Source organism: Pseudomonas sp. 58(2021) (genome assembly GCF_017491585.1).
Taxonomy (GTDB): domain Bacteria; phylum Pseudomonadota; class Gammaproteobacteria; order Pseudomonadales; family Pseudomonadaceae; genus Aquipseudomonas; species Aquipseudomonas fluorescens_BT.
Genome location: NZ_JAFGYZ010000035.1, coordinates 20222 through 34398, shown reverse-complemented (window position 1 = coordinate 34398; position 14177 = coordinate 20222). Strand labels below are relative to the sequence as shown.

Below are 14177 nucleotides of genomic sequence, written 5' to 3'. Positions count from 1 at the left end.
ATCGAAACCTGCGTTTCGTTGTGGCCGTTGTCGCAGATCGGGCTTTGTAATCCTTTCATATCATTGACGGCCGAGGCCGGTCCGCTCAGTCTTCGGGCTCCAGTTTCTTTGCCAGGGGGGTTATCGATGCCTTTTTTCACGGTTGACGGACAGGCGCTTCACTACATTGATCAAGGCACGGGCCCGGCGGTATTGCTGGCCGGCAGTTACCTGTGGGACCAGGCCATGTGGGCGCCGCAGATCGCAGCGCTGTCGCCTCACTATCGGGTGATTGCGCTGGACCTCTGGGGCCATGGTGAATCGGGGCGTTTGCCTGAAGGCACCACATCACTGGATGACATCGCACGCCAGGCGCTGGCCTTGCTCGATCATCTGGACATCGACCGGGTGACGCTGGTCGGGCTGTCGATCGGCGGCATGTGGGGCGTGCGCCTGGCACTGTCGGCGCCGCAGCGGCTCAACGGTCTGGTGCTGATGGACACTTACGTCGGCGTCGAGCCGGAGCCGACTCGCCAGTACTACTTCTCGCTGTTCAAACAGATCGAGGAAAGCGGCGGGATCTCCGAGCCACTGCTGGATATCGTGGTGCCGATTTTCTTCCGCCCGGGCATCGATAAAGAGTCGGCGCTGTATCAGGATTTCCGCGCAAAACTCGCCGGCTATTCAGCTGAACGCCTGCGCGAGAGCATCGTGCCGATGGGGCGCATCACCTTTGGCCGTGATGACCTGTTGCCGCGTCTGGGAGAGCTGAATGCGGCGACCACACTGGTGGTCTGCGGCGACCAGGACAAGCCACGCCCGCCGTCGGAAGCACGGGAAATGGCTGAGTTGATTGGCTGTTCGTGTGTGCTGGTGCCGGAAGCGGGGCATATCTCCAATCTGGAGAATCCCGGGTTTGTGACGGAGGTGTTGTTTACCTTTTTGTCTGAACAGAACCCTTCCGTCGACTGAATCACCTTTCTGCGTCCCGCGCTACTGTCAACTCTGACAGTAGCGCGCTCTTCTTGAGCAGGCATTAAATGGTTTTGCCCATTGTGGGCTGAATCGTGTGATCGCCGACAGGAGAGTCGTCATGTCCAGCCAATCAGCAAATGTTCCTGAGCTTCCGGTTCCATTGGTATCTGATGCTTCGCACAACTCAACATTACAACCTGCCAAGGTTCTGGGCGGTACAACCGTAGAAATCGTTTTTCCAGGGCTCACTACGGAACATAGTGTCCGGCTCTTCTGGGCAAGGTCCGGCCATATCGAAGAATTTACCACTCAGTCGAAGGAGGCTTCGCTTCCCGCTGAGGTTTTGATCCCTGCGTCGGTCATCGGTGAATCTGTCGGTAAACCCGTGCGAGTCTGGTACGAGGCAATCTTGAATGAAGAAGTGCAGCTTTCCCATACACTTGAGCTGACGGTAGAACACATTTCTCCCGAGGAGTTGCCGAAACCGCAGTTACCCGATGTCGTCAAGACCGAAGGTACTGAATTTCTGGACATGCGCAGGTTTTCAGGCAACGCGCGTGTTCGGCTTTTACCTTGGTTGTTCATCGCGCCGGGGCAGCTCATCTGGATCAACGTTGTCGGACAGCGCAATTATCCAACCCACGAAACGCTTGAATTGGTCAAGGCGCTGGAAGTGACATCCGAGCAGGTGAGCAACGGTCTGGAATTGACTATTGATCGAAACTTTTTGACTCAGCTTGACGATATATCGGCACTGACGCTAGAGGTGTTTGTCACGTTCGACAACAATCCGGATATTGGCACCGCGCATGAATTGCCGCGCTGGACAGCACTTTTGCGGAAATCCGACACCGATTTACTGGCACCGACTGTCAAACAGACACAGCATCAGGTGCTGAATCCGGAACTGGTCCCGGACGAGGCGATGATGGTCATCAAGTACAAGGACATGCGCCCTACCGACAGGATCATGCCGTTGTGGCGTGGCACTGCGGGCGAGGGGTCACCTGAACTGAAAGCGATAGATGGCAATTCATCAGGCGAGGTTACAGTCACCGTGAGTGCATCGGCAGTGGCTGCCAGTGAAGGTAAAACGGTTGACGCGAGCTACATCGTCTCGCGGGAGGATATCGATCGGCCATCACCCATCACTCGAGTAACGGTGCAGAAGCAGCGCTATGTTCATGAGGAAAATTTTGATAATCACGAAATAAAACTTGTCAGCGCCGCTGACAATTACACTTTCACCTTGCCCACCATGTCGATCACGCTGCTGGACGGGGCGGGATCGGCAGGCATCATGCGTTTTGGCTACAACACTATCGGGTTCATTGAAGAACTCTCTTTTGGCATGTGTATCAACTCGCCCAAGACATCGCCGCCTCAACACATTCAGTTTGAATTCAAGGCGGACTACGATCGAATTTCGTTCACTTGGGCCCACCTGCATCTTAAAGGCACCGTCGAATACTTTGATGCCAGTGGTGTATCCCTGGGAAGCAAGGATTACCACGGCCTGAACCAGGGCGGCGCCTTGCATCAATTGATCGACTTCGTGGCGCCACCGCAAACACGCATCAAGTCCATGACAGTGACATGCGAGGACTATAGCTTTCTCGACAACTTCATAAAGTGCGGTTGATTGTTCGAGCCACAATCAATGCCCGCTCCTGAGAGTGGGCTTTTTTCATTATTTCGGGCCGAGAATCTTCGCCAGTTTGTCCGGCGTCGGCGCGCCTTGCTGTTGTTGCAGTTCACCCTTGTCGTCCATGTAGAAGATCGCCGGGGTGGCCTGCAATTCCAGGTCTTCCATCAATTGCATGTTCGCTGCAAGTTTGGTCTGCACGGCGGCCGGAATGTTCTTCAAGGCCTTGAGTGTGCTGGCCTTGCCGGCCTTCTCGTGATCTTCCAGGGCCTTGGCCGGGTCTTTGGCAGCCAGCAGCGCAGCGGATTTGGCCGGGCTGTCTTCGCGGATGATGCCGACCATGATGTGCCGCAACTGCACCTTGCCGGCCTTGACCCAGGGGCGGGCCTGTTCCCAGAACATGTTGCAGTACGGGCAGTTCGGGTCGCTGAACAGGTACACGGTGCGGGGGGCATCCTTGTTGCCGTCCTGAATCCAGTTGCTTGCCTCGAACTTGGCCCAGACTTCCTTGGCCATCGGCGCGTAGACCAGTTTTTGCAGCGGCGCGCTGCTCAGGTCGTTGCCGTCGGCGTCGTACAGGTTGCCCAGCAGCACGTGCTTGCCGTCCGGCGTCAGGTACAGCGCCATCCCGCGGTTCTGGTATTGCGCGGCGTAACCACGCAGGCCGTCGGGCGCGTCGAACTGACCGACGATCCTGGCGCCCTTGGCTTCGATCTTCTTGATCGCTTCAGGCAGTTCTTCAGCGGCCTGGACCGACGGCAAGTGCAGCAGGGCGGCGCCCAGAGTCAGCGTCAGCAGGTGGCGGAGGCGGGGCATGGCAGTTTCCTTGAAGAAGTGGTGGCCGGATTCGGGCTGGAGGCCGGGGTGTCGAAGCTTTCCAGGGCGCGGGCCAGGCTGGCGTTCGACAACTCGCCCAGATGGCTGCCCAGCAGACGACCGTCCGGGCTATAGAACAGGGTAGTCGGCAGGGCCATGGAGCCCACGGCCTGGCCGAGGCGTCCGCTGCGGTCGAACAGCACGTTGTTCAGGCTCAGGCCCTGGGTTTCGAGAAACGTGGCGACGCTTTGCATGCTTTCGGCCTGGTTGACGAACAGGAACGTCAGGTCCGGGCGTTGTTGCTGGGCGTTCTCCAGCACCGGCATTTCCCGGCGGCACGGCGGGCACCAGGTGGCCCACAGGTTGATCACCAGCGGTCCGCCCTGATAATCGGTGAGTTTCACGGTTTCCCCGGCGGCGTTGCGCAGAGTGATGTCCGGCAGGCGCGTGCCTTGCTCGTAGATGTTCAGCGACAAGGTCGCCATCACCCAGAACGCCACACCGCTGACCACACCGAAACCCAGCGGTCGACGCAAGCCCGGCCGGCGCCAGCCGCGATACAGCGCCGCCAGCAAGAGCACGATCACCCCCGGCCAGGCGAGGAAACCGCCGTCGCGCAGATCGATGATCTGCCAGAGATCGTTGCGATAGTGGCCCCAGTACACAGCGACAAACGCAATGCGCGCCGCGAGCATGCCCAGCAGGAACAGGCTGAACAGCGCCGACTCGGGATTATCGCCGCCGCGCTTGGCCACCCGCCAGCCGACGAACGTCGCCAGCGCCAGGGCACTGATCAGCAGCAGGTGGTTAAGCGCGATGGCAAAGGTGCCGAGGGTGAAAGTCAGCATTAACGGGCATCTCGGGTGGTGGTCCAGCGTTGCAGGAAGGTGTCGGCATCGACCTCGCCGGTAATGCGCTGGCTGCGGCGCTCTTCACCGTCGGCACCGATCCACACAAAACTCGGTGGCCCCGGCACTTTGTAGCGGCCGAGCAGTTCGCGGCTGGCGGCATTGTCGGCGGTGACGTCGAGCCGCAGCAGACGCACGTCGTTCAGGGCCTGCATGACTCGCGCCTGGCCGAACACCTGTTTTTCCATGATTTTGCAAGACACACACCAGTCGGCGTAATAGTCGATGAGCACCCACTGGCCCTGGGCCTTGGCGGTATCGAGTTCACGTTGCAGGGCCGCGGGGTCCTTGATCGTGGTGAACGCCTCGTGGCCGTCCGGTATCGCGGCACCGGTGCGTCCGGCGCTGTAGATCTGCAGCGGCTGATACGGATCGTCGCCACCGCCCGCCGCGCCCACCAGCAGCAAGCTGCCCCATATGCCCAGCAACAGCGAACTGGCTCCAAACAACTGTGCGACCCGGCCGAAGCCTTCGGACTGTTTCCAGGCGCAATATGCCGCAATCAGCAACAGGGCCCCGCACAGCGCGAGCCACAGCGAAGGATCCAGCACCGGCCGCAACATCAGCACCGCCGTACCCAGGAACAGGAAGCCGAATATACCCTTGAGCAGGTTCATCCACGCGCCGGGTTTTGGCAGGAAGCGATTGCCGACGGTCACCAGCAACAGCAGGGGCACGCCGATGCCAATCCCCAGAGCAAACAGAATCAGCCCACCGTGCAACGCATTGCCGCTTTGCGCGATGTAGAGCAGAGCACCGGCCAGCGGCGCGGTCATGCACGGGCCGACCAACAGGCCTGACAGGGCCCCCAGAACACCTGCACCGATCAGGCTGCCGCCGCTGCGACTGCGCGAGGCATGCTCCAGCCGGTCACGCAGGGCCACCGGCAGTTGCAGTTCGAAAAAGCCGAACATCGGCAGTGCCAGGATCACGAAGATGGCCGCGAAAGCACCCAGCAGCCACGGATTCTGCAACCACGCCTGCAGGTTCGCCCCCAGCAGCGCCGCGATCACGCCCATCGATGCATAGACCAGTGCCATACAGATCACATAACTGCTGGCGAGCGCGAAACCGCGACGTGGCGTGGCACCGCTGCCGACCACCATGCCGGCCAGAATCGGCAACATCGGCAACGAGCACGGCGCAAAAGCCAAGAGCAGGCCGAGCCCGAAGAACACCAGCAAACTCCACCCCAGTGTGTGTTGTTGCAGGCCGCTGGCCAGCGCTTGATCCTGTGCCTCATCCGCCACCGCAGCGGCCGCTTTGCCTCCGAGGTCGATCACACGGGTCTGCGGTGGATAGCACAGGCCGGCATCGGCGCAGCCCTGATAACTGACCTTGATCTGGCCTTTGGCTGCTGCCGGGATTTTCAGTTCAAGACCCTGGCGATAGACCGGTTGCTCGCCGAAATACTCGTCACTGTGGGATTCGCCTACGGGCAGGGTCGGGGCATTCTCCGCCGCCAATCCATCGAATTTCAGGCGTTTCTGATACAGGTAGTAACCGTCGGTGATCTGCCAGAACAGTTGGGTTTCGCCGGAATCCAGACGTTCGGACGTCAGGACGAAGGCCTTGTCGACCGGGAGAAATTCCGGTTTTGTCGAAAAAGGATCGTTCCCTGCCTGGGCCAGACCCGAAATCAAAAATGCTAACAACAAAAAAATATGACGCATGGAGGAGCCTTGTCCCTGTGCAAGTGATGAGCACAATGGGCGGCGGCGATTAACCGATGATTAACCGCGGCACCCTTGTCGCTGTGGCGTTCGGGGCATAATGTCAGCTTAATCGGCCAACCGCCTAATCGGCTTTTTTCTACGGGACTCACCATGCACGTACTGGTTTGCGAAGACGATGAGTTGATCGCCAGCGGCATCGTCGCCGGGCTGACGGCCCAGGGCTTGACGGTCGAACACGTCAATACGGCCTCCAAGGCCCGGGCGATCCTCAAGGTCGCCGAATTCGACGTGATGGTGCTCGACCTCGGTCTGCCGGATGAAGATGGCCTCAAACTGTTGCAGCAACTGCGCCAGCAAGGTCTGGAAATTCCTGTACTGATCCTTACCGCGCGGGACTCGGTGACTGACCGGGTCGACGGTTTGCAGTCCGGTGCCGACGATTACCTTCTCAAGCCTTTCGATTTGCGGGAACTGTTCGCCCGTCTGCAAACCCTGTTGCGCCGGGTGGCCGGGCGCAGCGTCAACCTGATCGAGCACGGCGCGCTGACCTACGATCCGAGCAGTCGCGAAACCACCCTGGCGGGCCGTTCGGTGGACCTGTCCCGCCGCGAACAGTCCCTGCTGCAAGCCCTGCTGCACAACCGTGGCCGGGTGCTGTCCACCGAGCAATTGAAGGACAGCGTCTACGGTTTCAGCGATGAACTGGAAAGCAACGCGCTCAACGTGCACATCCATCACCTGCGCAGCAAACTCGGCAAAGGCATCGTCGAAACCGTGCGTGGTCTCGGTTATCGCCTGGGCCCGGCCGATGGTGGAGAACCTGACAAGTGATGAGTCTGCGCCTGCGCCTGAGCCTGACCCTCGGCGCCGCGTTCGCGCTGATCTGGGCCCTGGCGGCTGCCTGGATGCTCAGCGACCTGCGCAATCAGATGATGTTTTCCCTCGACCAGCGGCTGGTGGCGTCGGCGCGGATGGTTGCCGGGCTGCTGGAGCAGTTGCCTGCGATACCGAGCAAGGGCGACGGAACGCACTTCAGTGCAGAACAACTGAACATTCCCGGCGGTATGGCCTGTCAGGTCAGTTCGCTGCGTGGCGAAATCCTCGCCCGCAGCCACAACAATCCGGAACAGGCACTGGAGGCGCAGAAAATGGGCTTCCACGACCAGATGATCGATGGCGCGCCATGGCGCACGTTCACTTTGGCCCGTGGCGATGTGCGCATCACCACCGCCGACCGGGTGATCGAGCGCGAAGCCCTGAACATGTCGATCCTGCTGGCGGCCTCGGTGCCGGTGGGGGTGGCGCTGCTCGGCTGCCTGTGCCTGCTGTGGCTGGGGATCGGCCAGGGGCTGGCACCGCTCAATCGCTTGCGCGAAGCCTTGATGCGCCGCAACGCCGATTCCCTCGAACCGTTGCAGTTGCAGTCATTCCCCAGCGAGCTGAAACCATTGCTTGAAACCCAGAACCAACTGTTCCAGCGCATCGGCAAAACCATCGAGCGCGAACGTCGCCTGACCGGTGACGCGGCCCATGAACTGCGCAGTCCGCTGACGGCGATCAAGACCCACCTGCAAGTGGCGCGGATGACCGATGGCAGTGCCCGCGACCAGTCTCTGGCCCGGGCCGAGGAGGGCGCCGACCGCCTGCACCGGACCCTGGAGCAATTGTTGTTGCTGGCGCGGGTCGAGGGCAGTCTGTCGTTCGACGACGGCGTGCAGTGCAGTGCCGAGCAGGTTGCGAAACTGGCGATTCAGGACTCGGCCAGCGACCAGCGCCAGCGCATCAGGCTGCACCTGCCTGAACACTTGTCCGCTGCGCCCCTGCAAATGCCGGCGGTGCTGTCGATCGCGGCTCTGCGCAACCTGCTGGATAACGCTTTGCGTCACACGCCGACGGATGGCGCGGTGGACCTGAGCCTGGAAACCACCGCCAATCGCGTGCGTTTCGTGGTCCGCGATCATGGGCCGGGGATCGCCCCGGATGATCTGCAACACCTGACCCAACGCTTCTGGCGCAACGGTCAGAGCACCGGTTGCGGGCTCGGACTCGCGATTGTCCAGGCGATTGTCCAGCGCTGTGCCTGCACCCTGCATTTCGACAGCCGCCCGGACGGTTTGCGGGTCGAGCTGACCATGCCGCTGCAACCGGCCTGAGCCCGGCACATCAAATGTAACCTCTCTGCATTGGTCATCGGTCGGTTGCAACGCTATTGTCGCCCGGCCTTTGACTCAATGGACTGAGGGAACTGCGCCATGGATGCACCCATCTACATTTGCCCGGCCTCTGCGGCCGATGCCGGCATCATCAGCCGTATCGTCGAGCGTTCGATCCGCGTCGGCTGCGCGCTCGATCATCGAAATGACCCACTCCTCGTCGAGGCCTGGATTCGCCAGCAATCTCAGGAACACATCAGCGCCTGGCTCGCCGATCCGCAGCATTATCTGAACATTGCCCTGTTGCAGGACAAACCGGTCGGCGTCGGCATGGCCACTGTCGATGGCGATGTCACGCTGTGTCATGTGCAGCCGGAGTGGTTTCGTCGTGGCGCCGGCCGAGCATTGATGGCGGATCTCGAAGGCTGGCTGCGGACCCGCGGCAGCGACCGCTCGATGCTCAGAAGTACCCGCACCGGAGAGGCTTTTTATCGGCGTCTGGGCTACCGCGAGTCGGCGCCGCCGTTCATCCGCCACGGCATGCGCAGCCTGCCGATGCACAAGTCGCTGCCGCTGTCGGCATGACAACTGGCTCAAGGGTGTAAATCCTCGAGAGGCTGGTGCGTTTCCAGAACAGGAAAACCTGCATGTGCGCCCCGCGACCGGAACGCGCACCTGTGCGGTGTGCAGTTTTGGTCACTATCCATAGCGTATTGAGGGGTCGAGAGATGTCAGTCGCCACCAGCCTTATCGAAGAGTCGTCGGCCCGGATCGCCTCCGCGCCGGCTGAAACGCTGTATCAGTTCAGTGAATCGCCGTTGCTGGCCCGTCAGAGCCAGCAGGAGTCCAATGCCCGCAGCTACCCGCGGCGCATTCCCCTGGCGCTCAAACGTGCCAAGGGTCTGTATGTCGAGGACGTTGAAGGGCGCACGTTCATCGATTGCCTCGCCGGTGCCGGCACACTGGCCTTGGGGCACAACCACCCGGTGGTGATCGAGGCGATCCAGCAGGTGCTGGCCGATGAGCTGCCGTTGCATACCCTGGACCTGACCACGCCGGTGAAGGATCAATTCGTTCAGGACCTGTTCGGCCTGTTGCCCCCGGCGCTGGCTTCCCAGGCGAAAATCCAGTTCTGCGGCCCGACCGGCACCGACGCCGTGGAAGCCGCGCTGAAACTGGTGCGCACCGCCACCGGGCGCAGCACCGTGCTGTCGTTCTCCGGCGGTTACCACGGCATGAGCCAGGGCGCGTTGAGCCTGATGGGCAGCCTGGGACCGAAAAAACCGTTGGGCGCGCTGCTCAGCAATGGCGTGCAATTCATGCCGTTCCCGTACGACTACCGTTGCCCGTTCGGCCTCGGCGGCGCGGCGGGCGTGAAGGCCAACCTGAGTTACCTGGAAAACCTGCTCAATGATCCCGAGGCCGGTGTGCAATTGCCGGCGGCGGTGATCGTCGAGGCGGTGCAGGGTGAGGGCGGTGTGATTCCGGCCGACATCGAGTGGCTGCGCGGTCTGCGCCGCATCACCGAAAAGGCCGGCGTTGCACTGATCGTCGACGAGATCCAGAGCGGTTTTGCCCGTACCGGCAAGATGTTTGCCTTCGAGCACGCCGGCATCATCCCGGACGTGGTGGTGCTGTCCAAAGCCATCGGCGGCAGCCTGCCGCTGGCGGTGGTGGTCTATCGCGACTGGCTCGACACCTGGCAGCCCGGCGCCCACGCCGGTACCTTCCGTGGCAACCAGATGGCGATGGCCGCCGGTTCCGCAGTGATGCGTTACCTGGTCGAGCACAAGGTCTGCGATCACGCCGCCGCCATGGGCGAACGCCTGAGCGAGCATCTGCACATCCTGCAACGTGACTTCCCGCAACTGGGCGATATTCGCGGTCGAGGCCTGATGCTCGGCGTAGAGCTGGTTGATCCGGACGGTACGCCGGATGCATTGGGCCACCCACCGGTCTTCGCGCGTCTGGCGCCGCTGGTGCAGCGCGAGTGCCTCAAGCGCGGGCTGATCCTGGAGTTGGGCGGCCGTCATGGTGCGGTGGTGCGCTTCCTGCCGCCGCTGGTGATCACCGCCGCTGAAATCGATCGCGTCGCCGAGATCTTCGGCCGTGCGCTGAGTGCGGCGACCGCGGCCCTGTAAATTTTTCGCCGCGCCGAACGTTCCTTCTACATACCCGGCTGCACCCGCCGTGCAGCCCACCCTTACAACGATGGAGACACAGCATGACGTCAGTATTCGACCGCGAGGACATCCTCTTTCAGGTCGTGGTCAACCACGAAGAACAGTACTCGATCTGGCCGGATTACAAGGCCATTCCGCAAGGCTGGCGCGCCGTGGGCAAGAGCGGCATGAAGAAAGAGTGCCTGGCCTACATCGAGGAAGTCTGGACCGACATGCGTCCACTGAGCCTGCGTCAGAAGATGGAAGCGCAAGCGACAGCACAGTAAGTCTTCAGCCAAAAAGAAACCCGCTGGACTGGAAACAGTCAGCGGGTTTTTTCATGTCGATCATGACGGGTTTTCAACTGGCATTACGCGCCGCTCAAGCCCTTGAGCAGCGCATCCACATTCCCTTCCAGTTCAGCCACCGGATCCGCCGCATCGGTGCTCAGCACCAACAGATGACTGCCCGACTCGGCAATCGCCGCTTTCACCGCATCCGACGGCTGGCGATGGTGCAGCACCACTGCCACGTCGTTGTCCTTGAGCGTTGCCGTCAATTTTTTCAGGTCTTGCGGCGTCCATTCAGTGTCCGGTCGCGGATCCTGTCCGATCAGCTCCAGATTCAGGCTGCCGATCAGATAGCCGAAGTGATCGCTCAGGCTCATCACGCTCAAATTATCGGCACTGGCCAGACGTGCCTCGCTGTCGGCGCTGAGTTTCAACAGACGCTGTTTCAGCGCCGCCAGATTGGCTTCTATCTTCGGTTTGTCCTTCGGCGCCAGGCGCACCAGATCCGCGGCCATCACGTCCGCCATGCGCCCCATGTTGTTGCTCGCCAGCCACGGCTGGCTGTTCAGACCGTCGACCTTGAGCCCCGGTTGCACGGCAATGCCGGGCAGGGCACCGTCCACCGGGCGGGCGGCGTCGACTTCGACGATGCGGATGTTGCTGCGGCGGGCGATCGGGTACAGCGGATCATCGGCCCACAGCGAGCGCACGCCGATCACCGCATCGGCGCTGGTGGCCAGTTTGCTCAGCGCCGGGGCGCCGCGACCGGTGAAGTAGGCCGTCTGGCGACTGCCCGGCAGATTCGCCGGCGCTGCGCGTTCGAGGCTGATGTCAGTGCCTTTGAGCAGGACTTCGCCCAGGCCATAAGTGATGGGCAACGAGGCCAGCACCCGCAACGGTTTCTCGGCAGCCAGCAGAGGGCTCGAAAACGCGCCGCTGAGGGCGATGGCCAAGGTCAGTTGTCGCAATGAAAAAGCCATTTATCCAAGGTTCCCTTTCAGACTGGGGACGATGCCCCGGGCAATCGCGGCGAGGGCGAAGGCGATACCGGCGACCAGAATGATCGCGGCGCCGGACGGAATCGGCAGATCGAACACAATGGGCGCGAGAATCCCGCACAGCGTGCTGACCGTGGCAATCAGCACCGAACACCAGAAAAAGCCCTTGAGCGACTGGCTGAGCAACCGGGCGGCGGCTGCCGGAATCACCAGCAGCGCGCCGACCAGAATCGCGCCAATGACTTTCACTGCCGCGACGGTGATCAGCGTCACCAGAATCACGAACAGGTAATCCAGGGTCTTCACCGCGACGCCACGCACCGCCGCCAGCTGCGGGTTGAAGCTGGCCAGCATGATCCGGTTGTACAGCGGCAGGGCCAGCGCCATCACCAGTGAGCCGACAATCGCCAGCACCAGCAGATCGTTGCCGTTCACGGTCAGTACCGAGCCGAACAACACGTTTTCCAGGATGTGCACGTTGATCTTGCCCGCCAGGATCAGCAGCAGGCTGGCACCCAGAGCGAGAGACACCGACAGGAACACGCCGATCAAAGTGTCGGGTGCCAGGCCGGTACGGTTGCGCAGGTAATTGAGCAGAATGCCGAACAGCAGGCAGTAACCGAACAGGCTGCCGTACGGGCCGGTGTAGGGTTCGCCGAGCAGAATACCGATGGCCACGCCGGTCAGCGCCGCATGCCCCACCGCCTCGGAGAAAAACGCGAAGCGCTTGACCACCACCAGCGTGCCGAGGCCACCCAGCACCGGGCCGATCAACAGGCCGGCGAGCAGCGCATTGACCACAAAGCCGTAGGCCAGGGCTTCCGGCAGGTAACCGGAAGAGGCCCAGCCTTGCACCATCAAACGAAACGCTTCGTAACTCATCAGGCAGCGCTCCGTGGATGGGTGGAGAACAGGGTCAGCAGGCGTTCCGGGGTCAGGGCCTGTTGCGGCGTGGCGTCGAACAGCACCCGGCGGTTGAGGCCGGTGACGCGATTGGCCAGACGCCCGACCGCTTCCAGATCGTGCTCGATCCACAGCACGGTGATGCCCGCCGCACGCCAGTCGCCGAGCAAACGTTCGAACACCTGGATCCCGGCTTCGTCGAGGGCCGACATCGGTTCATCCAGCACCAGCAATTGCGGCGCAGGAATCAGGCCTTGGGCGAGCAGCACCCGCTGGCGTTCACCGCCGGACAGCGCGCCCATCCGGCGCTTGCGTTTATCCTGCATGCCGACCCGCTCCAGCGCATCGCCGATGGCGCCGGCGTAGCGTTTGCTCAGGCCGAGAAAGGCCGGGCGACGCTGACACATCGCAGCCATGAAGTCGTCGACGGTCATCGGCAGTCCCCGGTCGAACTCCAGCGCCTGCGGCACGTAGCCGATGGTGCCGGGCTCGCCGGGCCATTGCAGGCTGAGCCGGCCCTGATGGGGCATCTGTCCGAGCAGGGTCTTGATCAGCGAGCTCTTGCCGCCGCCGTTGGGGCCGACCAGCGCATGTACGTGGCCGGGCTGCACCTGGAAGGTCACCTTGTCCAGGATCGTGGTGCGACCCAGCGTCAGGCTGACCTCGGCAAATTCCAGGGTCGGGCCACTGCTGATGATTGAGAGGTTTTCCTGAGCCGTCATGCACCGGACTCCTGAATCGCCCGAACCACGGTGTTGAGGTTGCCGGTCATTTCCTTTTCATACTTGTCGGCGGTGTATTCGCCGTAGGAAATGTGCGACAGCGGGTACAGCTTCACACCGGATTCACGCTGGATGGTTTCGACGTAAGTGGAGGGGAAGTCCATCTCGGAGAAGATCACTTTCACGTCCAGTTCCCGCAGTTGATCGATGGTCTTCTTCAACTGACTTGGGCTTGGCTCGATGCCGTGGGCCGGCTCGACCACCGCCGTCACTTCCAGACCGAATTCGCGCAGCAAGTAGTCATAAGCAGCGTGCACCGTGGCCACTCGCAGTTCCGCGTTCGGCGCCTGGGTCAGTTTGGCCAGGGCGTCGGCGCGCATCTGCCGCAGGCGTTTGCCGTAGGCGCGGGCGTTCTGGGTGTAGGTCTTGGCGTTGTCCGGGTCGAGCTTGCCCAGTTCCCGGGCGATGTTGTTGACCTGGGCAATCGAGGCGCTGATCGAAAGGAACGTGTGCGGGTTCACCACTTTGCCGGCACCGCGCGCGGCCACTCCGGTGGCGGCCAGCAGCGGTACGTTTTCGTTGGCTTCGATGGTCTTGATGTCCGGTGTTTCGCTGGCGGCGATCATGCGGTCGGCGAAGTCGTCATGGCCGACGCCGTTGAGCACGATCACGTCGAGCCCGCTGATGCGCTTGATGTCTTCGGCGCGAGGCTCGTAGGCGTGGGGGTTGAAACCGGCGGGAATCAGCGGCACGACCTCGGCCTTGTCGCCGACGATGTTCGCCACATAGCTGTAATAAGGGTGCAGGGTGATGCCGATGCGCAGGCGCTTGGCCGGATCGGCGCTGGCCAGCGGGCTCAGCAGGCAGGCGCACAGGCCGATCAGCAGCAGGCGCAGGAAGGGGCGGCGTTGAGATGAACTAGGCATGGGCAAGCGGTCTTCTCTCGAATG

Annotated in this window: 14 protein-coding genes; 7 read left to right on the top strand and 7 right to left on the bottom strand. The window is 61.9% G+C overall.

Going from position 1 to position 14177, the window contains the following annotated elements; translation table 11 throughout:
* Nucleotides 1-126 precede the first annotated feature (126 nt).
* Together J5M72_RS27645 and J5M72_RS27640 are read left to right on the top strand one after the other, a co-directional pair.
* The gene (locus tag J5M72_RS27645) at nt 127-951 is read left to right on the top strand and encodes an alpha/beta fold hydrolase (protein ID WP_207868098.1); all 825 of its coding nucleotides are present in this window, start codon (nt 127-129) and stop codon (nt 949-951) included.
* A gap of 121 nt (nt 952-1072) precedes the next feature.
* Nucleotides 1073-2596: a hypothetical protein gene (locus J5M72_RS27640; protein WP_207868096.1), complete on the top strand. Its 1524-nt coding sequence runs from the start codon at nt 1073-1075 to the stop codon at nt 2594-2596.
* Between the two features lie 48 nt (nt 2597-2644).
* Here the strand turns inward: J5M72_RS27640 and dsbG are convergent, their stop codons facing one another.
* Genes dsbG through dsbD form a run of 3 tightly spaced genes read right to left on the bottom strand, consistent with a single transcriptional unit; the run spans nt 2645 to nt 5996 of the window.
* The gene (gene dsbG, locus J5M72_RS27635) at nt 2645-3415 is read right to left on the bottom strand and encodes a thiol:disulfide interchange protein DsbG (protein WP_207868094.1); all 771 of its coding nucleotides are present in this window, start codon (nt 3413-3415) and stop codon (nt 2645-2647) included.
* Entirely contained in the window at nt 3391-4263 is an 873-nt protein-coding gene (locus J5M72_RS27630) for a TlpA disulfide reductase family protein (protein ID WP_169431277.1), read from the bottom strand. Before J5M72_RS27630 ends, dsbG begins: the two co-directional genes overlap by 25 nt.
* On the bottom strand, nt 4263-5996 hold the full coding sequence (gene dsbD, locus J5M72_RS27625; RefSeq protein WP_207868092.1) for a protein-disulfide reductase DsbD: 1734 nt from the start codon (nt 5994-5996) through the stop codon (nt 4263-4265). The genes J5M72_RS27630 and dsbD overlap by 1 nt, the downstream gene beginning before the upstream one ends.
* 153 nt (nt 5997-6149) lie before the next feature.
* On the opposite strand from dsbD, the gene J5M72_RS27620 reads away from it, so the two are divergent.
* The 5 genes from J5M72_RS27620 to J5M72_RS27600 all read left to right on the top strand — a co-directional run bounded on the left by J5M72_RS27620 (nt 6150) and on the right by J5M72_RS27600 (nt 10601).
* Nucleotides 6150-6830, top strand: coding sequence for a response regulator (locus J5M72_RS27620; protein WP_114884486.1), 681 nt, complete (start codon nt 6150-6152; stop codon nt 6828-6830).
* Nucleotides 6830-8152 (top strand): ATP-binding protein, encoded by a 1323-nt coding sequence (locus J5M72_RS27615; protein WP_207868088.1) that lies wholly within the window; start codon nt 6830-6832, stop codon nt 8150-8152. Before J5M72_RS27620 ends, J5M72_RS27615 begins: the two co-directional genes overlap by 1 nt.
* A gap of 99 nt (nt 8153-8251) precedes the next feature.
* Entirely contained in the window at nt 8252-8737 is a 486-nt protein-coding gene (locus J5M72_RS27610) for a GNAT family N-acetyltransferase (RefSeq protein ID WP_169431274.1), read from the top strand.
* A gap of 143 nt (nt 8738-8880) precedes the next feature.
* Complete coding sequence (locus J5M72_RS27605; RefSeq protein WP_207868085.1) at nt 8881-10293, top strand: aspartate aminotransferase family protein; 1413 nt, start codon at nt 8881-8883, stop codon at nt 10291-10293.
* An 83-nt stretch (nt 10294-10376) separates the two neighbouring features.
* Entirely contained in the window at nt 10377-10601 is a 225-nt protein-coding gene (locus J5M72_RS27600) for an MbtH family protein (protein WP_169431272.1), read from the top strand.
* Nucleotides 10602-10684: 83 nt separating this feature from the next.
* Here J5M72_RS27600 and J5M72_RS27595 read toward each other — a convergent pair whose 3' ends face one another.
* From J5M72_RS27595 to J5M72_RS27580, 4 genes are read right to left on the bottom strand one after another with little or no spacing between them, the layout of a single operon-like run.
* Nucleotides 10685-11584 (bottom strand): zinc ABC transporter substrate-binding protein, encoded by a 900-nt coding sequence (locus tag J5M72_RS27595; RefSeq protein WP_207868084.1) that lies wholly within the window; start codon nt 11582-11584, stop codon nt 10685-10687.
* Nucleotides 11585-12484, bottom strand: coding sequence for a metal ABC transporter permease (locus J5M72_RS27590; RefSeq protein WP_007906536.1), 900 nt, complete (start codon nt 12482-12484; stop codon nt 11585-11587).
* Nucleotides 12484-13227 carry a metal ABC transporter ATP-binding protein gene (locus tag J5M72_RS27585; protein WP_169431270.1) on the bottom strand — a complete coding sequence of 248 codons (744 nt, stop codon included), beginning with the start codon at nt 13225-13227 and terminating at the stop codon, nt 12484-12486. Before J5M72_RS27585 ends, J5M72_RS27590 begins: the two co-directional genes overlap by 1 nt.
* A complete protein-coding gene (locus J5M72_RS27580; protein WP_169431269.1) occupies nt 13224-14153 on the bottom strand; it encodes a metal ABC transporter substrate-binding protein in 930 nt (309 codons plus the stop codon). The genes J5M72_RS27585 and J5M72_RS27580 overlap by 4 nt, the downstream gene beginning before the upstream one ends.
* Nucleotides 14154-14177: the final 24 nt, after the last annotated feature.

What these genes read in the sequence shown, in the direction of transcription:
- J5M72_RS27645 (WP_207868098.1), top strand. Translation starts at nt 127, where the DNA reads ATGCCTTTTTTCACGGTTGACGGACAGGCGCTTCACTACATTGATCAA.
- J5M72_RS27640 (WP_207868096.1), top strand. Translation starts at nt 1,073, where the DNA reads ATGTCCAGCCAATCAGCAAATGTTCCTGAGCTTCCGGTTCCATTGGTA.
- dsbG (WP_207868094.1), bottom strand. Translation starts at nt 3,415, where the DNA reads ATGCCCCGCCTCCGCCACCTGCTGACGCTGACTCTGGGCGCCGCCCTG.
- J5M72_RS27630 (WP_169431277.1), bottom strand. Translation starts at nt 4,263, where the DNA reads ATGCTGACTTTCACCCTCGGCACCTTTGCCATCGCGCTTAACCACCTG.
- dsbD (WP_207868092.1), bottom strand. Translation starts at nt 5,996, where the DNA reads ATGCGTCATATTTTTTTGTTGTTAGCATTTTTGATTTCGGGTCTGGCC.
- J5M72_RS27620 (WP_114884486.1), top strand. Translation starts at nt 6,150, where the DNA reads ATGCACGTACTGGTTTGCGAAGACGATGAGTTGATCGCCAGCGGCATC.
- J5M72_RS27615 (WP_207868088.1), top strand. Translation starts at nt 6,830, where the DNA reads ATGAGTCTGCGCCTGCGCCTGAGCCTGACCCTCGGCGCCGCGTTCGCG.
- J5M72_RS27610 (WP_169431274.1), top strand. Translation starts at nt 8,252, where the DNA reads ATGGATGCACCCATCTACATTTGCCCGGCCTCTGCGGCCGATGCCGGC.
- J5M72_RS27605 (WP_207868085.1), top strand. Translation starts at nt 8,881, where the DNA reads ATGTCAGTCGCCACCAGCCTTATCGAAGAGTCGTCGGCCCGGATCGCC.
- J5M72_RS27600 (WP_169431272.1), top strand. Translation starts at nt 10,377, where the DNA reads ATGACGTCAGTATTCGACCGCGAGGACATCCTCTTTCAGGTCGTGGTC.
- J5M72_RS27595 (WP_207868084.1), bottom strand. Translation starts at nt 11,584, where the DNA reads ATGGCTTTTTCATTGCGACAACTGACCTTGGCCATCGCCCTCAGCGGC.
- J5M72_RS27590 (WP_007906536.1), bottom strand. Translation starts at nt 12,484, where the DNA reads ATGAGTTACGAAGCGTTTCGTTTGATGGTGCAAGGCTGGGCCTCTTCC.
- J5M72_RS27585 (WP_169431270.1), bottom strand. Translation starts at nt 13,227, where the DNA reads ATGACGGCTCAGGAAAACCTCTCAATCATCAGCAGTGGCCCGACCCTG.
- J5M72_RS27580 (WP_169431269.1), bottom strand. Translation starts at nt 14,153, where the DNA reads ATGCCTAGTTCATCTCAACGCCGCCCCTTCCTGCGCCTGCTGCTGATC.